Raw genomic sequence first — 24665 nt, 5'->3', positions numbered from 1 at the left:
CTTGTGTACACATGGCCAATGAGTGATAACTTGATACCGAAAGGCCTAAATAAATGGGTTCTGCTCAGTGTTTTGCTCTCTTTAGTTTAATTACCTCTACTCTCATCGGCACCGCCTCGGAGGCAGTCTATGGGTGAGGTTTCTCTCTTTTCCGAAACTTGGGTGAACCCGTTTCCGATTTCATCTCCCGAACCACTGTCAGCTTCCGCCTCCGACCCGGCAAAAGAATCAAAAAGAGGTAATATCTATCCCCAAAGTCCGAATCCGTCAACAGGCTTTTAGAGCCTGCCTTAAAGCTGAAATCGCAGGAGCTATCTGCTCCATAGGGCTTTAAGCGTCCGAAAAAAAATTTCAGCATATTAATCCAATATTCTGAATTTTTTTTCGAGGCTTAAACCCCTTTGGAGCAGCACAGCTTACCGATTTGAGTTTTAAGGCAGGCTCCCAAACCCAAAAGAGCTATCCCATCAGCCTATACCGAAAGTATCTCATAATTTGGTTTTTGGCAAAGAGAAAGCTCTCCAAAATTGAAAGAATGTAAGTCACCTACTACTAGAAGCATGAGTCAACTTACAACCTTTCGGTCCCGAGCCTTTCGCAAAGACCCTGCCAAATATTGAGATACTCTCAGTAAAGCTGCATAGTACAAAGATCTTACCACAGTTTACCGTTTAATTAAATTATAACAATCCTTCCCGGCAAAAAGTTTCAGTCAAACACTTAGGAACTGTTAACGAATTCGAATTTCGTCGATCTGAGGATTATTTTGACCACTTTTTGACCGTTTTTCGGGGGACGCTATGCAAAAGTTGACAGTGATCCGCCAAAATACACCGACAGCCTATCAAAATTTGTTCAAATGAACTCTAAAATCGACAGCGACCAAACCTGCCAGCCATCTCTTACACCCCTTCAAAGATCAGCGTAAATTTTAATATTTAGTCACATATCACAGCTAAATACAAATTAACCGGTAATTATATAGCTAAAATTAATAATTAACCACAGGACATTGAAAAAACATTTTACTCACAACAAACCTGTTTACTTTGCAAAAGATTCTCTGCTGACCTTGAATTTTTTATAGTCAAACCCTAATATTATCGCTTTACGTTGACCACCATCTCGAACAGAAGGACAGTCTCACTCTCTGCCTTCATGATGAACTGTCCCCCATACATCCAAGGAGTCTCTCATGCTGAAATGGAACCACCTACTGCCCATCGCTGGATGCTTTGTGGCAAGCTGCCTGCAAGGCGCTCCCTCTGCATCAACCCCGTTGCCAAAAGAGTCGAGCACTCACCTCAAGGACATCAATACAACGCCCTCTACCGAAAAATCCGAAGCAAAAAAACCCCCTTTCACAGCGTTCACAGGGAAGATTTCTAAAAACAAGGTGAGAATGCGGGTTCTTCCCGGAACGGACAGCCCCATTGTAAAAGAGCTAACACAGGGCGATTTCCTGGTCATTGAAGGCGAAGAAGATGATTTCTACGCTGTCAAACCCCCTGAAGAGGTAAAAGGATATGTGTTCCGCACCTTTGTGCTGGAAGGGGTGATCGAAGGCAGCAAGGTCAACGTGCGGATGGAACCGAATACCGACAGCCCGGTGCTTACCCAGCTGAACTCCGGTGATAAGGTCAATGGACAGATCGCCGCATCCAACAGCAAGTGGATTGAAATTTCCCTGCCGCAGACCGTTCGCTTCTTTGTCAGCAAAGACTTTGTCAAGCGAGTCGGTGACAAAAATTACCTGACAATGCTGCAGAGAAAGAAAGCCGAAGTCAAAGACCTCATGGACGCTGCTGCAAGGGCATCCGAGAATCTGAACGACTTTCCGCAAATCAACTATGAATTCATCGTCAAGCATTATGAGAAGGTCCTCTCAGACTATCCAGAACTCGAAGAGGAAAAAGCAAAAGCCGAAACCCTCCTGAAGAGCTTTAAAGACGACTATATCAAGCGTAAAATGGCCTATCTCGAGGCGCAATCCGGAAAGATCATCCACGCCGAAAAACTCGAAGTGGAAAAACAAACTCTTGAGCAGAAGATGAAAGAACAGCAAAAGAGGCTGGCCCAGCTTGAGCAGCAGATCCATACCGAGCAGATGCCTGCCGCCCTGGCCAACTCTGCTGCACCCTACTGGATGAATCAGGAAAGAGAGCTCTATCTCAGCTGGATGGAGAAAGAAGGAACAAGACCGATTGAATCCTTCTACGATGAGCAGAGACTCGAAGGTGTGACTTTGAGAGGGACGATCGAACCCTATACGAAGAATGTCAAAAACAAACCCGGCGACTTTCTCCTTGTCAATCCTCAGGGAAGGCCGATCGCGTTCCTTTACAGCACGGTTGTCAACCTGCATGAACTCATCGGCAAAGATATGGTGCTGATCGGATCAACAAGGCCCAACAATAACTTTGCTTTCCCTGCCTACTTTGTCATCTCGGCAGAGTAATTCGACGAGTCTAGAATTTCCAAGATGCCCGCTCCTGGCGGGCATCTTCTTATCATGAGAGCCCTTTTACAGCAGCCCCTCACTCCTCGATTTGAAACTTGATGCCTCCAAAACGTTTGGCAACCCAATTATAAAGAAAGAACATCACGGCCCAGAGCAGGTACGTTAAGATGCCATAAAAGACAGGGATGACAAGCACCGATAAAAACTTAAACTGCACAGCGTCCCCCTCAAGCAACATGAGATACAGAAGCATCGGAATCACAAAAATGGCAGATGCCAGGGTCGCAATAAGGGCCAGAGTCTTTGCCGACTGACCGATTGCAAAATGCTTAATCTCTTTCATAGCGTCTCTCCTCATTAGAAGTTACATAATTTTCATACCGAACCGATCGCGGAACTTAAGGTTTAGCAACGTGAAAAGCTCCAGGCCAATTTCCGAGATATTTCGGTATAACTGATTATCCAATTTCAGTAACCATATCCCGAAATTGACTCGAAATGCGGTTTTGACAGAGAGACAGCACTCCAAAACCGACAGAATGCAAGTCTCCTAATATTAGAAATATGGGGTGGATCACAAGCGTTCAATACCTCGAAGTTCTCAAAGCCAAAAGCCAAATTTTGAGACACTTTCAGTTTATAACCAAACCCGGCATTGCAATTTTTGGAAAATCTCTATGAAGCCCCTTTGACTTTAGCTTCTTGTAAAACAACCGGGTTTTCTTCAGGAGTGATTTCCTCTTCAAGGCTTAAAGTGCCTTCGACAAATGCGTTTGCCCGCTCCCAGGCGAGCTGCATATGCCGGTTGGGATTGGCGGGATCGAACGGAAATAGATTGCCTCTGCCCATCTCGTCGGCGATGGCGGAGTCTAAAAACACCTGCCACACCTCAGCGGTCATCCCGCAAGCGAACAGGGCGTGCCCTTTTGACTTAAGGTGGCTGGCGAGCTGACGGAGCGCCAGGCAGGAGGTAGCATCCATATCCCGGGCGTTTTTCAGCTGCAAGATGATAGCCTTCCGCTCTCCTCCTTGCGCCAACCCTTTGAGTGTCGTGTGAAATAGCTCGGCGGCTCCAAAAAACAGCTCTCCCTCGACCTTGACGATCCGGATTCGGTTCTCTTTACGCTCCCTTTGCTGGATCTGCCTTAAGCTTCCCTTTTCATCGATGGTAAACTCGAGCAGTTCGGGAATCGCCGCCTTTTTAAGGTAGAGGGTGATGGAGAGCGCGATGCCGATATAAAAGGCGACGTTTAAGTCAAAGAAAAGGCAGGAGATGAATGTGATCCAAAGGACTGCGGCATCCGATCGCGTGGCGCGGAGGCACAACCTGAGCTGTGCCGGATCGACGATCCTGGGGGTTGAGACAATCAAAAGAGCTGCCAGAGCCGCAAGAGGAATATAACCGATGAGGCCGACAAAGAGCAGCATGATGGAGGCCACGATCAACGAGCACAGTATGGCCGCAAAGCGGCTTTTCGCCCCTGAGGAGTAATTCAGCGCGCTGCGTGTCGGACTGCCCGATATCGGCATCGCCCCGAACAGAGAGGAAACCAAGTTTCCCACAGAGAGCCCCAAAGTCTCCTGATTGATCGAGAGCCTTTGCCCCGACGATGCAGCGATCGATTTTGCAATTGAGGATGACTCTAAAATACCAATCAGCGCGATCGCGAACGCGAACGGCAGCAGCTGGTTTAACACCTTCAGGTTAAAATCCGGTAGGAACAGGTGGGGCGTCAGCTGCGTCAACATCGCAGTATCGGAGACGACAGCGATTTGAAAAAGGTCATCATCCATCCACTCCATATCCTCAGCGCTTAAAACAACGATCGTCTTTTCAAGAAACAGGAAGAGGCTGACAAACGCAATCATAATAGCGCCGGCAGGTAGTTTAGAATCCCATTTTTTAATCCCGACCAAGGTAAACAGGGACAGGCAGCCGATGAGCAGCGTTGAAAAATGGGTGTCTTTGAGACCCGAAACTAGCGCCCTTGCCTTCTCATAAACGGTTGCACCCCCCTCAGGAGAGGGTATTCCAAGCAGTACGTAGCCTTGCGTCACGATAACGGCAAAGGCCACTCCGAGCAGATAGCCGACAACGACGGAATGGCTCACAAAATTGGTCAGCCTGCCCAGCTTGAAAAATGCAAATCCCCCCTGCAAGAGAGCTACTAAAAAGGCAAGTTGCGCCAAAAGCTCCACTTGCAGCATTTCCCTTTCCCAGCCCGATGTGGCTCGCATATCTCCTTGCATCACATCGGCAAGACCTGCCTGGAGCATGATCGCGATCGCGTTGCTTGGGCCCACGACCAGATGCCTGGAGCACCCGAAAAAGGAGGCGATGGCTGCAGAAAAAATCGCCGAATAGATGGCGGTGGAAAGGGGAAGTCCAGCGACAAGGGCATAGGCCAGCGTTTGAGGGATAGTGAGGAGGGCAACAGTGAATGCCGCCATCAGATCGCTCCTCAATGACCCCTTAGAAACACCTTCAAGGTCTTCTCGTAAGGAAGTGAATGCAATGTCATCAAAATAGTGTCTGCTTGCCATGGCCTTCTTCAAATAGCCCTGTCATTGAAATCCATCTATTCATTTCGGGAATCAATCTTCCCTCGTCTTCAACAAATGCTTAAAAAATGCACCAAAAACTCTTTTACACCAAAAGTGTCTCAAAATTTGGTTTTTGGCAAAGAGAAAGCTCGCCAAGATTGAAAGATGACAAGTCACCTAATATTAGAAATATGAGGTGACTTGTCATCTTTCAATCCCGAGGTTTTCTCAAAGCTAAAATCCTAAATTTTGAAATACTTTCGATATATACCGAAAGTGTCTCACAAATTGGCTTTCTCAAAGCCAAAATCCCAATTTTTGAGATACTTTCGGTATAAGCTACTTCAAACCTTAATACGGAGTGGAGACGTTGAAACGACCGAAATGAGCAGGACTCTCTCTTGTCTCTAGATTTCAACAAAAGGAGCCCACTATTCTACCATGCCTGTCGATTTCTTTAAATCCTAGTAAATTAACCTGCACTGAATTCTATATACCGAAAGTGTCTCAAAATTTGGCATTGAGCCTTGAAAATGTCAATTGCGCGACACTTGCACATAAGCCGGCAGAAATTGATTTACATATATTAAATATCTTACAGTATATTGATATACTTTACAGTATTTGATAAGAAAGGAATCTCATGACAACAACTGCTATTCCGCCCGCTTTGCTGCATCCTGCTAGACCAGTATTCACCACTCCCATGAATTCCTTGCCGGGCTGCACACAAGATGAGCTGCAAGAGAAGATTGCCGCAATTGCCGCGCACATTCACGCTGGCAAAGAGTTTGTCGCAGAAATTCCCCCTGCGTCTCCCGAGCCACAACTCACCGCCCTCAATCGTCAAAGCAAGGCCCTCACTCTCCCGGTGCTCAGCGCTTTAACTCAGATCTTCAAGAGAGCACTCGCGAGCGGCATCTGCTCCGAGGAAAGGGACATGGCGGCCATCTCATCGCTCTGCGACAAGATCATCGAAGCGCACCCCCTATCCCAAGACCCCATGAAGCTACTGCCTACGGATATAGTCGTCCTTATTTTTGAGAGGATTCCCTTCCCAGACCTTGCCCTCCTCCGATGCGTCACAACTCTCTGGAACGAAACTGCCGCCAAAGCACAAATCAACGCAATCAACACTCAGTCGAGAATGCTGGGCAGGGCGAAGCCGAGCCACAATCGCAAAGCGGCGCAAGCAGTCGACTGGCTCAGCAACCATCCCCACCGATCCGATCTCCGCTATGCCAACTTCACCGGCTTCCCGGATTTTGACAACGACTGCTTGGAACGAGTGACGAAAAACTGCCCCCATCTCCTTGAATTAGTGATTGCAAGTCAAAAAATCCAAGGCGATGCACTGAAGAATCTTGCCCACATCCCGTATCTTCAGAAGCTAAGCATAACCAGCTTCTTTTCAATCGAAAAAGACGCCCTTAAAAACCTCGCGCACATAACAGCTCTTCAGCACCTGAGCATTAGCCACTGTTTCTCGCTTGAGGGAGATGCGTTGAAAAATCTCGCACATGTGACAGGTCTTAAGAGCTTAACTCTTGACCGCTGCGCCAGAATCGGAGAGGACTCGCTGAGACACCTTGTGCATGTACCAAAGCTCGAAATCCTGGCCATTGCCAAAACCTCACTGGAAAAGGATGCCCTGAAACACCTTGTGTACACACCGCGTCTTGTGAAGCTAACCCTCGAGGAGTGTAATTCGCTTGAGAGAGATGAGTTAAAAAACTTAGCGCATGTGCCAGCTCTTCAAATCCTGGATATCCCCCTGTCCTATCTAGATGTGACAAAAATCCCCCTTTCGCTTCAGGGAATCACAATCTTGCGTTAATGCCGCATCGATAGGTGCCGAAAGTGTCTCGGAGCTTGGCATTTGGCAAAGAGGAAGCCCAAATTTTTAGATACTTTCGGTATAACCGCGGCTATAAATTTATAGCACCACAGAAATACATTTATAAAAAACAGGTGTTTTGCTAAACTAAAAAAAATATTAACAAATTTTCACCTAAAACATCAATTCTCATGCGCAAAATCCCCAAAATTGCCGTAGTCGGCAGACCTAACGTTGGTAAATCCAGACTATTCAACGCCATCTTAAAAAAACGTAAATCGATCGTCGATGAACAAGAGGGCGTAACCCGGGATCTGATCTATGCGGACACGGACTGCTTTGGAAGCGTATTTACTCTGATCGATACCGGCGGTGTCGAAAGCTCCCTTCAATGAAGAAGTGAAAAGACAAGCCAAGGCCGCCATCGTAGAAGCCGATAGCCTGATCATGGTTGTCGACGGAAAAATCGGCGCGACGGAACTCGATTTGGAACTGGCAGACCTTCTTTTGCAAACAGGAAAACCTGTTTGCCTCGCTGTCAACAAAGTTGACGACCCTTCGCAGACGTTCATGCTCGGCGACTTCTACAAGCTGGGTATCAGCAAAGTAGTGGCAGTGTCCGCAGCTCAAAACTGGCAGATTGCCGAACTACTCGAAGCCGCCCTTGCAGAACTACCAGAAGAAAAAGCGGAAGAGTGCGCTGAGGTAAACAAACCAACGCTGCCCGTCGAGATTGCCATCGTGGGAAGGCCCAACGTCGGCAAATCCTCGCTGATCAATAAGATCATCAAAGAAGACCGCATGATCGTGAGCCCGATCCCGGGAACGACAAGAGACAGCATCGATATACCGGTTGTCCGGAACGGCCGCGAATATCTCTTCATCGACACCGCAGGTATCCGCAAAAAGAATAAAGAACATGAAGTTGTGGATAAGTTTGCCTTTATCCGCACCAAAGAATCCATCGACCGCTGCTCACTGGCTCTGCTTTTAATCGATGCAACCGAAGGAATGACATTTCAGGAAAAACGCATCGCCAACATGATAGAAGAGGCAGGCAAGGGTTGCATCATTCTGATCAATAAGTGGGACCTCGTCAAAGAAGTGCGCATGGAGCACTTCCGCCGAAATTTGGAAGAGCTGGTGCCCTTTTTAAGGCACTGCCCGATGCTCTTCATTTCAGCGAAAAGCGGAAGAAACCTGGAGCAAATTTTCCCTCTGATCGAGCAAGTTGCCACCCAGTTAAACGAGCGCATCTCGACCCACCGTCTGAACACATTCCTCCAAAAGGCGATGCAGCTTAACCACCCCCCTCTCATCACAGGCAAGAGGCTGCGTATCTACTACCTGACTCAGGTGGAGACAGCTCCGCCCCGTTTCGTCCTTTTTGTAAACTATGCCGACCTTTTGACCCAATCCTATAAAAAATACATTTTCAACCAATTCCGCAAGGAGTTTGGATTCCAGGGAGTACCGCTGATTATCCACATTAAAGACCGGTTGAAGCAAAAGGGAGCGCAAAGACTCCAAAACGAAGTGCAGGCATCCCACCCGCAACACTCCGTCCAGGACGACTCATCCGGGCTTGAATTGGATGATGATTTTGAGGCGGAAGATTATGATCTCGACGAGGAGCTTGAGCAAGAAGACAGCAATCGATAGAATTGACTTAATATTGTATCTTTTGCAATCTCAAGTCGTTGAAAATTGAAGGAGTCATGCGATTACGCTGAAAACACAGCCTATTGCAGCCTCTTGAATTCAAAAATCCATTTAGAATTCCTACGAGACTTTCCACGCACTGAAATCGTATCCTTTGAGGTGGTGGCAGCCTCTAGTAATGGAGTTCCATACCGAAAGTGTCTCAAAATTTGGTTTTTAGCAAAGAGAACGCCCTCCGGGATTGAAAGATTGATAACCACCCCATAATGAAGTATGGATGACTTACCGGCTTTCAATCCCGAGGCTTTCTCAAGGCCAAAACCCCAAATTTTGATAGGCTTTCGGTATAATGCCAGTCCAATCAATCAGACAGGATCCTCTTAACGAGCAGACAAAGCATGAGCCGACCTCATTATCAGCTGACACGCCATCCGGTAGGTTCCATCAGCGAAATATGGAACGTCTCGTGGCCGCTCATCGTAGGTCTCATGTCGGCCAGCGTGATGCTGTTTGTCGACCGGCTGCTTCTCTCACGCTATTCCGTTGACTCACTCAATGCTGCGACCAGTTCAGGCACCGCCGCCTATGCGGTTATTCTGCTCTTTATGGCCATTGCCGCGATCTCTGAAGTGTTTGTCGGCAGGTTTCACGGTGAAAGCAGGTTGACGGAGCTTGGCAAGCCCGTCTGGCAAATGATCTGGTTTTCAATATTGACTACCCCCTTTTTCCTCGCAGCAGGATTTTTTCTCCCCCCTTTAATTTTCCAGGGATCGCCGCTTTATCATGAGGAATCTTCCTATTTTTGGATGCTGATGGTCTATTCGCCCCTGTTCTGCCTCAACGTTGCTTTAGCCGGATTCTTTGTCGGATCGGGAAAGATGAAAGTGGTTACCCTCTTTTGCCTCATCGCCAATGTGCTGAATGTCTTGTTGGATTTTATTTTGATATTCGGCGCAGGCCCCATCCCCCCTCTTGGAATCAAAGGCGCAGCCATCGCCACCGGAACTGCCGAAGCGGTCAATATTTTAGGACTCTCCCTTCTTTTTTTCCGGCGTGATATGCGGGAAAAGTATGGGACAGCGCCTCAGCCAGTCGATCTTCCGCTGATGCTGCAGTGCATCAATGTGGGACTTCCATCGGCTATCCTGCTCACGGTGGAAGTAGCGGCCCATTTTAGTTTTTTTAAAATTCTCTCGTTTTCAGGCGCTCTCGAATGGACTGTGGCCTCCATGGTACAGAGTTTCTACTTCCTGATCATGTTCTTAATTGACGGACTCTCAAGGGGCGTTTCCACCGTCTCAGCCAACTTGCTTGGAGCTAAAGAGCCCAATTATATCCCGAAAGTGCTAAGAGCGGCAGTCACTCTGCAGGTGCTATTTTCCGCCCTGTTGCTCCTCTTCGTCTGTCTTTTCTCGGACACGATCGTCGATCTATTTTTCAATGAACGAGACGAAACCCTCCTCAGCAACACTCATTTTCTTACCATGGCAGGAAATTGCTTTTTACTGATGAGTCTCTTTTTTCTGTTTTTTGGGATTTCACGTATTCTGACCGGGCATCTAACCGCGGCGCTCGACACCAGGTTTTTGATGAAGGCCGGTGTTGGACTTATCGCCGGAGCGTATATTCTGCCTGTGTTCGGCATTGTGGTCTTCATGCAGGGAGGCGTTGAACAGGCCTACCTGGCGCTACTGCTGTACAGCATCATCTGCCTTATCACCTACTCCATCCGCTACAAATCAAAGTTCGGGGTCGCCCTGCAGCGCCGGCATGAAGTGCATAGACAGGCTCCTTAGACCGAAAGCGCCTCAAAATTTGTTTTTTTGGCTATGAGAAAGTCTCGGGATTGAGACATTGCAAGCCGGCTCATATACCGAAAGTGTGTCAAAATTTGTTTTTTGGCTTTGAGATACTTTCGGTATAGTGTACTAAAACTGAAATCACATGATTTGTTTGCTGAATTGAGTTTTATTACAACCATTACATGGTCTTTAGATTTTCCACTTTGAAATTCTTATAGTACATAACAGGGCGGTTATACCTGTCGACATGGGCCGGACGGTAGGGGTTTAAGTGCTTTGCGATCACCGGATCCAGCCTGAGATAAACGTCCAGCGACTGCTTGAATGACTCAACATCCCCTGTCAGGAAAGTGGAGTTAGGCCCGCTTCCTCCGATCTGATAGGACACTATTTTCCCCTTAGGCGTGTCCATGAGAAAATGATTTGTCTGGATGCACTTTTTAATCCTTTTCATCGTCAACTCAACTATCTTTCGGTCCGTGGTATCGAGGTTGGCCAGAGTCAAATGGTGCGGTTTTTGGCCCCCGCTGCAACAATGTTTTGATGAACAGACAGGGATATAAATCGCTGTGCCGGTAGTGGAATGAATACTCATAGTTAACCCCTTTGTTTAAATTAATTATAAACAAATGGTATTAACTATATTTAAAGAGTAGTTTAAGCTTTTATAGAGTACTGGAATAATCGAGCAGAGCGCGCAGCTCGCTTCGTGAGAAAAGCCGGAGCACACCCTCTTCACTGGCGACTATTTCGTCAGCCAGGCGCCCCTTTTTGCTGATGATCTCATCGATCCGCTCTTCGAACGTGTTTTTCGTCACCAGCTTGAAAACCTGAACGCCGCGTGTTTGACCTATCCGGTGCACCCTGTCGGTAGCCTGGTTCTCCCGGGCGGCATTCCACCATCTGTCGTAGTGAATGACGACGGAGGCTGCCGTCAAATCAATCCCCAAGCCGCCGGCCAGAAGGGAGCTCAAGAAAACGCGGCACCCCTCGTCTTCGTTGAACCTGCGGATCTCCTCGCCCCGGTTTTTGGTCGTTCCCTTGATCATGGCAAAGCCGATATTGCTTGCAGTCAGATAGTTTTTCATAATGTCCAGCATCCCGAGATACTGCGAGAAGACAACAACTTTTTGGCCGCTTTCAAAAGCTTCGGTCATCAGCTCAACGAAAAGATCCCACTTACCCGAAGAGTGCTTTTCGTAGTCATCCATAGATTTTAAGAAAAGGGCAGGGTGGTCGCAAATTCTCTTCAACTGAGTCAGCAGCGCAAAAATATGGAAATAGGGGATATCGGAAGAGTCGTCGGACAGCGATTTCAAAAGAACTTCTCTGGAACCGGCCATCACCCCGTTATAGAGCTCAACTTGTTCGTTCGACAGATCGCAATGAGAGACCTCCTCGGTTTTCTCAGGCAGCTCCAGCAGCACTTCATTCTTTTTCCTTCGTAAGACAAAGGGTCTGATCAGCCTCTTCAAGGCGGTCTTGGCTTCCGTTTTATTCTCTTTGCTGATCGGTTTGATGTAACGCTCCCGAAAGTCGGACTCTCCTGGCATATACCCTGGAAGCACAATATCGAAAAGAGCCTTCAATTCGTTGAGATTGTTTTCGACCGGCGTGCCCGTCAAACCTACTTTCATTCCCGCATCAATTTTCTTCAGCGTGGAATTGATACGGCTCTCTTTATTTTTTGCGATTTGAATCTCATCGAAGATGGCTATTAAAAAGGGCGTTTCCGAAAGCAATGCGATATCTTTTCTGACGACACCATACGTTGTGATGATGAGGTCTGCAGAACCGATTACCGCTTCATAAGAGCGCTCGATCCCATGGTAGATGGCCGCATTCAGAGCGGGCATGAAAGCTTTGAGCTTATCTTCCCAGTGGTGAATCACTGAGGCCGGGCATATGATCAGCACTTTGGGAGGTGCTGAACCGGCTTCGTTTTTCGTTAAGGAAATGGCGGAAGAGATCAGTGCCATCGCCTGATGCGTTTTACCGAGTCCCATATCATCGCAGAGCAGGCCCGAAAGGCCATATATATAAAGGAACCAGAGCCACTCCACTCCCGTCTGCTGGTAGGGCCTAAGCTCGGATGAGAGATAGGAAAGATCCAGTTTCTCGGTCACCTTGAACTGCCTCAGCTGGTTGATCGCTTCTTCGGAGCTTTTCGTATCCTCGCTATCCAAAAGGCTGCACTCAATTTCCTCCAACGCATCGAGCCGGTAGAAGTCGAGAGCCGACAAGATGATGGCGCCGCTTTTCTTTTCAAAGTGGGATGCTTTAAATGCGTTGAGAAACCGAAATCTGGAATCTTCCAAATCGATCATCCCAGCCTTGGTGAAAAGAAACCTGTCCCCAGTTTTTTTGGCCTTCCAGAGCAAATATAGCGGCACTTTTCCGTACTCGGAACCAAAGATAATCTGCAGCAGGTACCAGCCTCTACCCCTCTTTTCATCAATTTGCGCTTTGGTAATGAACAATTTCAGCAGGCTCGGCTTCTTTAGGGAAGCATCCAGTATAGGAATGAAACGTCGCAGCTTTTCGAAATCATCGTTGAAGAGGGAGGCTATCTCTTGTTTATTTAAGATCTTCTCTGTTCGATACTCATCAGGTAACCTTAGATGCGGAGGCAATTCAAAAAATCCCTCATCTTCCACATAGACGGCATCCTCAAAAAAGCGGACACGCTTCCCGGAGAAGGACGCGCCAAAAACAAATTGGGGGCGGACCATCAGTCTGTCATTGCCCTCCGGCTTTAACTCCAAAGTAACTTCTTCGATGGGACAGTCCGCTAAAAAAAATCCCCTGATCATCTTCAGTTCGTCTCTCTTCTCCCGGATAAAAAGAGGAATATGTTCTTTAGTCACCATCGAATCGGGCCTGATCGAAAACGTTTGGACTCCCGGCTCCTTGGAAAAAAATCCCAAACCCTCCACATAAACCCAGGGGCCGAATTCCTTGATCCTCCTTCCTTTCTCCGCCTTGGTTCGTGGGCGGAACATCAAATTACCCTCATCCGTGAGAGAATAATCCAGCTCGCTCTCAAAGGCTCCAGGATGTAACTCAAACCCTTTAATCTGACTTAGCCAACTGCGCCTTTCATGAATGAATGAGATCACATGGTCTTGAGAAATCTGAAAACGGGCTTTGGTGAATACCCTTTCTTTTGTAAAAACGAACCCCATTCCCTGGATATATGCCAAGTCATTGAGCAGCCACGATGCCGGAAGCTGCAAGTCTCCCTTTTCAAAGATGTAAGCTGATATGGAGAGGCTCCACTCTTCGGTAAAAGCCAGCTTATATTTGACTTGTTTTGGAGTTGAGGAGATTGAAAAGTTTTTGGGACGCGACTCAATTTCATTTTGATATTTCTTGAGTGTATCGGGAATGGCGCCCTTCAAAGCTATTCTTGAAGAGTCGAAAAGAAACTCCTCTTTGATAAACCCCGTTCCCTTGATGAAGAGCCATCCCGGAATGTGAATGCCCTCTTTCCCTTGAAAGGAAAGCGGCCGCTCATCGTGATCGGGAATCAACTCCAGGATTGAGCTATTTTCGTGGTAGACTGAGCGGATCAGCTTCTCCCCGGCAAGATCTTTGACCGGATAGTCTTCGCTAAATTCAGGTAAGTAGGGGACCAGCTGCGGCAGATCCTTTTTTGCGACATCCACCTCGAGCTTGACATCCTTGAGCATTAAAAAAAGCCGGCGGGGAAGTCCGCTCTTTTCACACTCGCACCCTTCACTGCCTCCACCGCATCGTTTTAGAAAAAAAAGCTTTTTCCCGAATTCATTCCAATGAGACTGCTCAAACTGCAGCTCCAATTCGCTGCCGGGCAAAAAAAGATCTTCTCCTTCATCGAGTGACAGTCCCCAAAGCCCGCCCTCCGCCGCGCCCTCTTCGCGCTCAAACACTTCTTTGAAATACCGCCTGCCGTCGTCGCTGATCAGTGTAATATGGGCAATTTTAGCTCCCGACGAAGAGCGGACAGGTACTAGAGTGCGCCTTGTGATTTTGGGAACGCCGGCATTTTTCTCAAATAGAAGCCGGGAAATGGCACGGTAGATGGAGCGGCTGTAAGCCTCATGCAGGGGAACTCCATTATCATCCATGATCAACTGATACAAAGCAGCAACATGGACGCAACTGTCTTCCGAATCACTTTCACTGCAGGTGCAGAAAAAATCTTTCAGCTCCCTTGATTTACCGATCTGGACGAAGCTGAAAATGGAATGAGGCGAGCCCTCCACACTAAATTCTGCCTGATATGACCCCAGGGAAAAGAACAGGTCCTTGAGAGCCCCGTCTTCAAGGAGGCTCCTGGCCAGTGCCGCAAATTCTCTGATCCTCTCCGTTGGTTCCTTCATCAGCCTACACGTACGATCACAAGAAACACAGGAGTGGTGGCGCTCCCGCATTGGTTAACACCTCTCAGGGTGAAGTTATATTCTCCAGCCTCGAGCGTGGGTGGAACGATCATCACGCCGGTCGTTTGATCCACGGTGACTCCGGAAGGGACAGATCCTGTCAGAGAAAAGGAAAGGTTTGATCCCATCAAAGCTTCATACCCCTCGAACGTATTGATCTCACCCTCGATACCCAGAATGTCGAATGTTGTGCCGACAGCTTGAGGGGCAACGCAAGTAATGACGCAGTCTTGATCTTTGACAGCAAGAACCTTCGGTCGATAGACCGCCGGTGTCATTACCCAATTGTTGAAATCCAGCGCCCTGCCGATCACCGATCTTCCTGAACCATTGCCGCAACTTGCCGCTCTCTCCCTGCAGTTTGTCGAACCCAGATTTACCGCGATCTGAACACCCAGCCTGCCATCGTTGCAAAGCCCTCCCTTACCTTGGGTATAAGCTCCGAAAAGACCCAGAGTGTAATCATAGCAGAAAAGCTCCGAGACCCAGTTCAGCTCGGCGTTATAGTAATTATAAGGCTGCCGCACTTCAGCTCCCACAACAAGATCGACGCAAGGAATAACGGGCTGCACCAGCTTTACGCCTCCCCCGAATCCCTTCTCTTCTTTATCCTCAAAATATTTCTTCTTATACTCCACTTTGTCGTAAGTGGCAAACAGGGAAAGAACCCCGTCGCAGAATGAAAAAAATGTAGCCCCCAAAGTAGCGTCAAAAGCTTTAGCCCCTGCGATATAGCGCTTCACATCCGATTGCGTTGAACAGGCTTTTGTTCCGAGAGACCTGCCAAACGCATGGGAATAGCAAACCCCTGCGTCGAACGAGAGGATATACGGATTGCAAAAAAGATGCTGATAGGCAAAACCGGCGGCCCACTGATGAATCCACCTTTTTTTAGTTCCAGAGCAGAAGTTAAAACTACTGTTTTGACTTAACCACTCCCCTGTCACTTTCATCCTGTCGTCTGCACTCAAATCAAGCCCGATTGTACCGCTTCCACGGAAGAGATCTTGTGATCCCTCTAATAAAAAGGACGTGGCGCAAAACCGATTGATGTTCTCCGGCTGGAGAACGACTCTTCCCACTAAAAATTTGTCCGTGCTGTCACTGTTATGACATCTGCAGCCGAGACATTCCACTTCCCATGCGGGAAGGGAGGCAGTGATTATCATGAGAGCTATTGTAAAGAAACATTTCATCATCGCTTGTGAACTTCCATTGTCGAATAAAATTTTGTGCTCAAAATCTGCTCGATATCTGTTAAAAATTCAATCGCATTCTTCCAATTTAATATACAGACAGCGTTTCTATCGATTTGCACCTAAAAATAACAACGGCCGCCGACCTGAAAATACTCCTTTACAACTCCAAAAACGATCAATTATAACGTTTAATTCGAAAGATTAAGTAATCACAGCACAACTTATTAAAATAATTTCTTATATTCATAAAAATTCATAATAATCCCCGCGAAAATCATGACTGTTTCTATGTCAACTCTTTCAACATCATCCTACAGCTCGCGCCTCATATCCCAGACCGAATTGCACGTACGGTTCGAAGAAGCCGAAAAGAGCAAAAAATTGGAACTTCAAGGCTACTCGTTCGATCCGGACCGATTTCAGGCCCTCCTCCGTTTTCTGACAACCGCGACACAGCTGACAAAGCTCAAAGTTACCAAAGCGCTGCTGGATTCCGAGCAGGAGGCAAAAATCCTCTCGACCACCAACCGCAATCTGATGAAAGGAATAAAGATCGAAGATGAACAAGGCAGGCGGTTCGGAAATGCCTACACCGACTGGCATGAATACAATATGGCCAAAATGACCCTCTGCAAGTTACACGACACCACCGAGGCAGCTCTACAAAAATTCGATTCGCTCCCTGGCCATGTGATCGACTTCGGCTCCGGAACCGGACAGGAGACTATGGCCCTACTCGAGATGGGATGCCCTTCTGTTGTTGCAATCGACGGCGATCGGGAGGCAATCGAAATCCTGAAAAAAAAGGCGACCTCCTATTTAAACGAAGGTACGCTGCAAACGTACAGAGGCCCCTTCATGGAATACAACTCTGAAAGGAAGGCAGACCTCTTCATCGCCAGCTTTACCTGGCCCTATAGGCCGCCTCAGGATTTCGCCGAATGCTGGGGTCAGTGCTTGGCAAATCTAAAACCCGGTGGGTGGATCGCCGGGCACTTCTTCGGCTCTCCGGCAATGCCCGATGCAGGGATGACCTACCATTCCGAGGATGAGCTCATTAATTTGCTCAATATGGACTTCGAGGAGATTTCCATCCGGGTAAAGGAAAAAGAGAACCAAGCGGTTTTTGGAGGATCTAATCCCCCTTGGGGAGCACTCTACCACGTTGTCGCGAAAAAGAGAGAGAGAAACTTGATGTAGAATCTGTTGAACAGGCCGTGTCCCAAATTTATGAGGGAGTCTAAAAGACCACCCACAAACTCAAGTCGTACAATTTCAGTTTGTGAGAAGTCTCTTGGACAGACCTGTTAATTGATGGCACCCCTAAGAGTTCAAAAAATGAGCCCCATACTCTGTTTGATGAGTTTTAGCCCCTTGAAGCTTTGACTTGGCTCCCATGAGCTAAAACATAACGAACAAAGGGGTAAACGTACGTTTAAAAATTTTGAAAGACAAAAGAAACATATTGGACTATAGCCGATGCTCCCAATCCAACTTCCGCGACTGATCTCTAGATTCGAACTGCAAAAAGTCATTGAACAAGCCAAATACACCCATAAGGTGGAGGCTCAAGGTTTTTATTTTAACCAGGAACATTTTCAATCCTTGATCTGCTTTGTTAGCAGCCACAATGATTTGTCACATGTCAAACTGTCCAAAGATCTGCTTAGCCCTGAGCAAGTCAAAAAGATCCTTCAGGTGACGAACAGTAACTTGGCAAAAGGGATTAAGCTGCTCGATGAAAATGAAGAGCGTTTCGGCAATATTTACACCGATTGGCATCACTACAACATGGATAAAAAAGATCTTTGCAAGCTCAACAAAACGACGCTGAGCGCTTTGGAGAAATTCCCCTCCCCGCCAGAACGCATCATTGATTTCGGAGCAGGAACAGGCCAGGAGACGATTGCCCTTTTGCAGCAAGGATACCCATCCGTCGTCGCTATCGACGGAGACAAAGAGGCCATAGCGATCTTAGAGTCAAGAGCGCAAGAGTTCATCGAGGGGGGAGCCCTTGAGACATACACGGGCCCCTTTTTAAAATATCAGCCGCCCGTCAAGGCAGACCTCTTCATTTCCAGTTACACCTGGCCCTACAGACCCCACGATGAATTTAACGCCTGCTGGGATAAGACAATTGCCTGTGTAAAACCGGGCGGATGGATCGCAGGTCAGTTTTTTGGGAGCCCGCTTAAGGCCGATCCCGCCATGACCTACCACACCGAAGAAGAGATCAGGCAACTGCTAAAAACCGACTTTGAGTGCATCACCATCCACAGAGAGAGTGCTGAATCCTCTGTCATTTATGGCGGCACAAGCGCTCCCTGGGGGTCATTGTTCCATGTCGTAGCGCAAAAAAATAGGAGTTTTCCTGATTAGTCCATGACGGAGACATCTCAAATTTGACATGGAGAGCTTTCTCAAAGCCAAAATTCCAGCTTTTGAGATACTTTCGGTCTTCCAACCAGCCGCAGCAAACTACAAATAAAAATCATTTCAATTCATTTATTTATTCTTTAACATTCGCATGTTATTATTTATAAGACGCTAATTATCTATATTAACAAACGAGGTTTTATGAATAAAATAATCGGACTTTTAAGCTTCACATTCATGATAGTTGCCGGTCTTTTTTCACCACAAGACGCAGAGGCAGCGAAACTAAGAATCGAGCCCAGCATCACTTTCAGAAATTCGCATACCTATGCCCGCCCACGTCCCGTCTATGTGGCAAGGCCGAGGGAAGTGCGTCACTATACATACTACGACTCCTGCGGACCCTACTGCGAAGAGGTTCACTACTACAGCGAGCCCTATTACTATCCCGTATATCCTTCTCACACCCATTCTTGGGGGACAGACTATCAGATCCAATTCAACATCAGGTAAAGGCAGTCCAGCATTGGAATTACCCACGAACTCATGTTAAAGACTTAAACATGCAGCAAAAATCAAATAGGGATGCTTTAGTGCTGGATTTATCTACGTGCCGAATGAGTCTCAGAATTTAGGGTTTTCGCTTCGAAAAAAGCCAAAATCGCAATTGCTGAGACTCTCTCAAAATGCCCCTGAAACGGGATCATGACTCGAGAGAAACCAGTTTGAGCCCGAGCGGCATGGAATCTCCCAGTAACGTCTCTTCTAAAGGCGAGGAGGCATCCTCACCTCCTTCGATTAGGCCTATAAGATCAGTATCGCCGGACAAGCAGATTTTTACCTGTTCCCGCAGTTGACTGGAGATATCCAAATGGTCTGCAGCGGTTTTCCTTGAGAGTTGCGCCAGAAGCAATTTCCAATCCTTCGTGCCAGTAGGAAGGGCAAGAGCTTCCTTGAGCCACTCTTCGGCAACATTTTTACCCACCTGCGAGCTGACACTGGCGTAGAGAGGAACCCGTGCACCAACACGGCCTAGCGACCAAAGATAACTCTCTTTAACAGAACCGCTTTTCACTGTTTTCAGAAGGATATTGCCCAGCCTGATCTTATCTTTGATCTCAATCAGCTCAAACGATGCGAGGGTTCTGATGAGCTCTTCGACAATATATTGCTCCTGTCTCCCCTTGGGATTTATTGGTTTGTTCTCATTCATCTCCAGTCTGCGGAAAAGAGCCTTTTGAAGGTGAAGTTGCTGGCCTTTGACCATTCCGGGAGCCACGCGGCGCATGGCAATCCAGAATTGCAGTTCGGCATCCTTATCCTTAAACCGATCGGCGCCTTCCTTAAGGATAATTTTCCAGATCTTCTGCATCCTTTCCTTGTCCAGGGGGTGCCCAAACCCGGGCCTCATCAAAAAGCCCGCACAATTCCAAAAGCGGACGATCTTCTCGTCAGAAAGCTTGCCCGGCTCAAAAGAGTGGATCAGCTCATCGAAGAGGGTTCTTAAAAGCAAGAGAGGAAACTGATCGCGGGGCAGCGATACCGCATTTTCCAGGGCCCCGAAAAGCCCCGGCAGCAATTTTCCCTCTTGAAAAGCCTCTGAAAGCAGGTCTTTCGCTCTGGTAATGACTTCTCTGGAGACAGAAGCCGCGGGGCCACCTCTCACTCCCTCTTTCATAGGCTCTTTCAAAGAAAACTCAAACGACCACTGCTGCCCTCCTTTCAGGGCAAACGCGTTTAACTCCAGTATGCCGATTTCGCTGACTTGGGTTTCGAGCTGCACAGGCAACTCACTCTCCCCGCGCGCCTTAACAACGGTCTGTAGCTGCCCCTGAAAGCAGAATTTTTCGGGGTCCAGTGGAAGCAACTCTCCTACTTTACCCTGAAAAACACCCGGCAGGGAGTAGAGGTTAAAGACGACCGGTTGATTCGCTCTCAGACTAAAGGGAGTATCAATCCTGCACGGCCGTCCCCTCTCCGTTCCAGACGGCAGGGCGACAACGACAAGCTTCTCCCCCTCTTTGGCAGACTCCACTTCCAGCACAAAAGTCCGCGGACTGCCTCCCTTGATGAGATTGCCTTTCAGTCCTACCGAGGCCAGGCCAAAAAGGAGAGCTCCCTTCGCTACCGCCAAATCCGGATCCGGAGAGGGAATCCGCACAGCGTGGGGAGAGCCAAACCAGCCGCTCAAAGCTCCCTCGATCGCGTCAACGACAGCGGCTGATTTAGTCTGTCCGCCATTAAAAAGGACGTGTGTCACTCTTTCGCCCCGTTCGATGTAGGGTAAAAGGAACTTGGCCAAATGCCTTAGTATGTTGGGCTCCGCCTCATAGGGCAGGCCAAAGGCCTGAATTCCTTTGGGCCTCATGGAGACGCCCGCCTCGCTCCAAGGAAACATCTGCAAGAAACCGGAATGCGCCTCTTCTATATCCCCTCTTCCGACGACTACCTTCTTCGCCCCCTTCAGCAGGGATGAGGAACTGCCAAAAAGGACAATCTCTTTTTCAACCATGCCAGGATCCATCAGCAGCTCTTCCTTGCTAGCCTTGGCGGCCTGGATCAAGCTTAGCCACTCGCTCTCTGAAAGAGCCTCTCCCTTCTCCTCAAGCCTCTCCCTCAATCGATAGGCAATGGCCCTGTCAATGTTGTCTCCGCCAATCAAGAGATGGTCGCTGACAGCAACCCTTTCAAATCCTGAGCTCGAATCCTCTCCTTTATGCCTAATCAGGCTGAAGTCAGTAGTCCCTCCGCCGATGTCGACCACAAGAATGAGATCGCCGTCGCCGAACGAGGGACATCCCTCCGCTCCCAAGGAGTGATAGAAGGCAGCCTGTGGCTCCTCCAGAAAGACGATATTTCGCAATCCGGTCTTCAAAGCCGCTTCAAAAACAATTCTTCGCGCCTTATCGTCAAAAGAGGCAGGTACAGTCATGACAACAGACTGCTCTTCCATAGGGTGTTTTTTGAATTGATGGTTCCACGCTCTTTTAAGGTGATCCAAAAGACGTCTGATGGACTCAAGCGGGCTGATCTTGACAAGAGTCTCATCTGCGGAAGCCGGCAATATCGAGTCCCGCGATGCAGAATAGGGTATGGCCAGCCAACTTTTAGCAGAGAGAATAAGCCTCGAAGGTATTCGCTTGCCGAGGTGCAGAGCCATTTCACCAACGGCATAATGCGTCGTTCCCTCCCAAGGAAGATTGAGAGAGTTTTTTTCCGTCTCATGCCCTTGAATGAGGTAGATCGCCGAGGGAAGAGTAGGCCTCTCCTGAGGCCCCCTCTCTGTCAACTGCAAGATATTGAACTGCCTGGAAGGAACTCCCGCTTCATCCCTCCTCGCATAAAAGAGGGCCGTATTGGTTGTTCCCAGATCGATTCCGATAATATACTTCATAGTCTGGAAAGAGCCCTGTCGAAAGAGGCTAGCGTTAAGCCAAGGTCCATCGAGACCGGTTCGCAGGTGACTTCACCCAAACAGGTATTTAATCCATTAAGGAGATTGGCATCCTCCTTCAAAGCTCTCTTCACTCCCTTTTCCGCCAGCGTGATAATATAGGGCAGGGTTGCGTTGGTCAGCGCCTCCGTCGAAGTTCTGGCTACCGCGCCGGGCATGTTAGTCACACAGTAGTGAACTATGCCCTCCTCGATATAGGTCGGATTCTCGTGTGTTGTCGGACGGGAAGTTTCAAACACTCCTCCCTGGTCGATAGAGATATCAACGACCGCGGAGCCGGGTTCCATGGTTTTCAGCATCTGCCTTGATATCAGCCGGGGCGCTCTTTTGCCGAGTTTGGCGAGCACAGCCCCGATGACGAGGTCCGCTTCGGGAAGCAACTCTTCCAAAACAGCCTGTGTCGACAGCCGGGTCCGCAGTTTGGGCCCGAAAAGGAGATCGAGCTCCCGCAGTCTCTCGATTTTAGTATCGAGGACCGTCACATCAGCCCCAAGACCCAAAGCGGCCCGCAAAGCTTCAGTACCCGATACGCCTCCGCCAATCACCAATACCCTGGCAGGACGCACTCCGGCAATACCCGACAGAAGCATTCCTTTGCCGCCGTTATTAAGCTGCAGGCAGGCGGCCCCTGCCTGAATGGAAAAACGCCCGGCTATAGCGCTCATGGGTGTAAGAAGCGGCAGCTTTCCTTCTCTATCGGTCACGGTCTCATAAGCGATCGCCGTGACGTTTTTCTCGAGCAGCTCCCGTGTCAGCACAGGCTCTGCCGCAAGGTGCAAGTAGCAAAACAGGGTCTGACCCTTACGCAGATAGTTAAATTCTTCCGGTTGCGGCTCTTTAACCTTCACCACCAGGTCCGCTCTGTAAGCCTCATCCGCTTGTCTTCCAATCAAAGCTCCCGCCTCTTCGAACTTGGCATCGGTAAATCCGATTTTTTCACCTGCCCCCTGCTCAACAATGACAGAGTGGCCATGAGCGGTCAGCTCCTTGACTATTGCAGGAGTCGCCCCTACTCGATATTCGTGTTTTTTGATTTCCTTGGGAATTCCAATCAGCATATGAGGCCTCCTCAAAAAGGGGTTCCGAACAATAAACAAATTTTGAGATACTTTCGCTATACCGAAAGTATCTCAAAACTTGGGATTTTGGCTTTGAGAAAGCCTCGGGATTGAATGATCGTAAGCCACCTCATATTTCTAATATTAGGTGGCTTACGATCATTCAATCCCGAGGCTTTCTCAAAGCCAAAATCCCAAGTTTTGAGATACTTTCGGTATAGCGAAAGTATCTCAAAATTTGGAACACTTTCAGTATAAATTATGGCAAAGCGCCAAATGCAATCTCAAAAGCATCTTCGAGATTAAGTTTCCTGTGGCTATCTTCCGTCCAGATTCTGAACTGGGATATGGCCTGCTTTTTAAGCATCGCATATCCGCCGATAACTTGGCATCCCCTTAACCGGGCTTGTTTCATCAGCGCCGTCTCTTCTTTCGATACGACAATATCCATCAGACACTTGCCCTCGTCAATCAGCTCCTCCACAAGGGAAGAGTCCATACCGAACATACCGAGCGGTGTGCAATGAATCATGGCATCGTAGGATTGCCGGCTCAATTTCCAACCGTCAAACGAGTAGCCTCTGCCGCCGGCAAGGTTTGCTGCCTCCAGCGCTTTGGACTCGGTCCTGTTAACTAAAGAGACTTCCGCTCCCCTTCTGCTTGCCTCACAGGCGATTGCCCTGGCGGAGCCTCCCGCTCCCACAATGACCAGGCGCTTTCCTCTAACCGGCATCCACTCCTCGAGAGCGTCCAACGCTCCTCTCCCGTCCGTGTTATACCCAAGGATTCGCCCTTCATTAAAGTGCAGAGTGTTGACTGCCCCGCAGTCCTTGGCATCACCCTCCAGCGAATCAACCAGCTTAACAAGCTCTTCTTTCAAAGGCATTGTGACGCTTAAACCTTGGATGCCAAAGGAAGCGGCAGCTCTCAAACAGAGGGAAAGCTCTTCTTTTCTCACCGGAATTTTCACGTACACGGCATCGAGGGCAAGCTTTTCGATAACACTGTTGTGGGTGATGTCGCTTGGACTTTTAGTTACAGGATCACCGATCAGCCCAAACACCCGAGTTGCTTCCGTCATCTGAGGAACTCGGTAGCCATCAAGCATCTGCCTGAGAGGTATCTGACCGGGAGCCGACCTCTTTCCCGCCGAGGAGCAGGCATATACAATCCTTGACCCCGCAAGGGCAGCAAGAACCCTTGTAAACTCACCGCACGGCCCCATACAAAGAGCGATCAACCCGGCATGTCTGTGGCTTTTTAAAAACTGCAACATCCGCAGCCCGTCAAGAGATGAGTTGGCCATCGTGGCGATTTTATAAAGAGCGGCCTTTCTCGATTGCATCCTTCGGAGCAGCTCAGGCAGATTGGGGATGGTTTGCCTGAAATCATGGTGGGAAAGAATAAGGGCTGCGTTTGGAAAATGGTGCCTGATCGTTTCAAGAAAGCTGTCCTCGACCGAGGATTCCACGTCAACGTATGCGGGGTTCAGTGCGCTTAGGGCAACCCACCTTTTAAGACGCTCTGCCTCCGTTCCGGCAAAATCGCCCCCCTCATCTTGCCTCCTTACGCACAAGATAAAAGGCTTTCCCATGGACGAGACAAGCTCTTTTACTTGCTCATCAGAGACGCCTCTCAAACAGTCGATGCGCAGCTCAAAGAGATCGGTCTCATTCCTCGTTTCAACAATTTGCTCCAGCGCCTCCGGAAAAGATCTTCCAATGACAGGCACGCAAATCAGAGACCGGGCACTTCTCTTCATGTCTACTGAACTCCTGTTATACCGAAATTGTCTCAAAATTTGGGATGTGGGCTTTGAGAAAAGCCTCGGGATTGAATGATCACAAG

The 24665-nt window shown here is 48.5% G+C and carries 16 protein-coding genes; 8 read left to right on the top strand and 8 right to left on the bottom strand.

Annotation, left to right across the window (positions count from 1 at the left end; translation table 11 throughout):
- The first annotated feature begins 1195 nt into the window (after positions 1–1195).
- Positions 1196–2458 carry an SH3 domain-containing protein gene (locus ELAC_RS09440; protein WP_098039044.1) on the top strand — a complete coding sequence of 421 codons (1263 nt, stop codon included), beginning with the start codon at positions 1196–1198 and terminating at the stop codon, positions 2456–2458.
- 79 nt (positions 2459–2537) lie between these two features.
- Here ELAC_RS09440 and ELAC_RS09435 read toward each other — a convergent pair whose 3' ends face one another.
- Positions 2538–2804, bottom strand: a complete 267-nt coding sequence (locus ELAC_RS09435) for a hypothetical protein (protein WP_098039043.1) — start codon at positions 2802–2804, stop codon at positions 2538–2540.
- A 332-nt stretch (positions 2805–3136) separates the two neighbouring features.
- The gene (locus tag ELAC_RS09430) at positions 3137–5005 is read right to left on the bottom strand and encodes a SulP family inorganic anion transporter (protein ID WP_098039042.1); all 1869 of its coding nucleotides are present in this window, start codon (positions 5003–5005) and stop codon (positions 3137–3139) included.
- 643 nt (positions 5006–5648) lie between these two features.
- Here ELAC_RS09430 and ELAC_RS09425 point away from each other — a divergent pair.
- From ELAC_RS09425 to ELAC_RS09410, 4 genes are all read left to right on the top strand, one after another.
- Positions 5649–6842, top strand: a complete 1194-nt coding sequence (locus ELAC_RS09425) for an F-box protein (RefSeq protein WP_098039041.1) — start codon at positions 5649–5651, stop codon at positions 6840–6842.
- Positions 6843–7033: 191 nt separating this feature from the next.
- The gene (locus ELAC_RS11940) at positions 7034–7237 is read left to right on the top strand and encodes a GTPase (RefSeq protein WP_239414487.1); all 204 of its coding nucleotides are present in this window, start codon (positions 7034–7036) and stop codon (positions 7235–7237) included.
- Positions 7215–8504, top strand: a complete 1290-nt coding sequence (gene der, locus ELAC_RS09420; RefSeq protein ID WP_239414485.1) for a ribosome biogenesis GTPase Der — start codon at positions 7215–7217, stop codon at positions 8502–8504. The genes ELAC_RS11940 and der overlap by 23 nt, the downstream gene beginning before the upstream one ends.
- A 398-nt stretch (positions 8505–8902) precedes the next feature.
- On the top strand, positions 8903–10300 hold the full coding sequence (locus ELAC_RS09410; protein WP_098039039.1) for an MATE family efflux transporter: 1398 nt from the start codon (positions 8903–8905) through the stop codon (positions 10298–10300).
- A gap of 184 nt (positions 10301–10484) precedes the next feature.
- Here ELAC_RS09410 and ELAC_RS09400 read toward each other — a convergent pair whose 3' ends face one another.
- From ELAC_RS09400 to ELAC_RS09390, 3 genes are all read right to left on the bottom strand, one after another.
- Positions 10485–10901 carry a hypothetical protein gene (locus ELAC_RS09400; RefSeq protein WP_098039037.1) on the bottom strand — a complete coding sequence of 139 codons (417 nt, stop codon included), beginning with the start codon at positions 10899–10901 and terminating at the stop codon, positions 10485–10487.
- Positions 10902–10971: 70 nt separating this feature from the next.
- A complete protein-coding gene (locus ELAC_RS09395; protein WP_158227863.1) occupies positions 10972–14670 on the bottom strand; it encodes a DEAD/DEAH box helicase in 3699 nt (1232 codons plus the stop codon).
- On the bottom strand, positions 14670–15899 hold the full coding sequence (locus ELAC_RS09390; RefSeq protein WP_143406491.1) for an Ig domain-containing protein: 1230 nt from the start codon (positions 15897–15899) through the stop codon (positions 14670–14672). The genes ELAC_RS09395 and ELAC_RS09390 overlap by 1 nt, the downstream gene beginning before the upstream one ends.
- 306 nt (positions 15900–16205) lie before the next feature.
- On the opposite strand from ELAC_RS09390, the gene ELAC_RS09385 reads away from it, so the two are divergent.
- The 3 genes from ELAC_RS09385 (at position 16206) to ELAC_RS09375 (ending at position 18818) form a co-directional block, all read left to right on the top strand.
- A complete protein-coding gene (locus ELAC_RS09385) occupies positions 16206–17129 on the top strand; it encodes a class I SAM-dependent methyltransferase (protein ID WP_098039034.1) in 924 nt (307 codons plus the stop codon).
- Between the two features lie 279 nt (positions 17130–17408).
- Positions 17409–18308 carry a class I SAM-dependent methyltransferase gene (locus tag ELAC_RS09380; RefSeq protein WP_098039033.1) on the top strand — a complete coding sequence of 300 codons (900 nt, stop codon included), beginning with the start codon at positions 17409–17411 and terminating at the stop codon, positions 18306–18308.
- 198 nt (positions 18309–18506) lie between these two features.
- The gene (locus ELAC_RS09375) at positions 18507–18818 is read left to right on the top strand and encodes a hypothetical protein (protein WP_098039032.1); all 312 of its coding nucleotides are present in this window, start codon (positions 18507–18509) and stop codon (positions 18816–18818) included.
- A gap of 190 nt (positions 18819–19008) precedes the next feature.
- Here ELAC_RS09375 and ELAC_RS09370 read toward each other — a convergent pair whose 3' ends face one another.
- From ELAC_RS09370 to aroE, 3 genes are all read right to left on the bottom strand, one after another.
- Entirely contained in the window at positions 19009–21699 is a 2691-nt protein-coding gene (locus ELAC_RS09370; protein WP_098039031.1) for a hsp70 family protein, read from the bottom strand.
- Positions 21696–22817, bottom strand: coding sequence for an alanine dehydrogenase (gene ald, locus ELAC_RS09365; RefSeq protein ID WP_098039030.1), 1122 nt, complete (start codon positions 22815–22817; stop codon positions 21696–21698). The genes ELAC_RS09370 and ald overlap by 4 nt, the downstream gene beginning before the upstream one ends.
- Before the next feature lie 259 nt (positions 22818–23076).
- Entirely contained in the window at positions 23077–24579 is a 1503-nt protein-coding gene (gene aroE, locus ELAC_RS09360) for a shikimate dehydrogenase (protein WP_098039029.1), read from the bottom strand.
- Positions 24580–24665 lie beyond the last annotated feature (86 nt).

The organism is Estrella lausannensis, assembly GCF_900000175.1.
Lineage (GTDB): Bacteria > Chlamydiota > Chlamydiia > Chlamydiales > Criblamydiaceae > Estrella > Estrella lausannensis.
The sequence above is the reverse complement of the archived record's forward strand: the minus strand, read 5'-3'. Positions and strand labels throughout refer to the sequence as shown.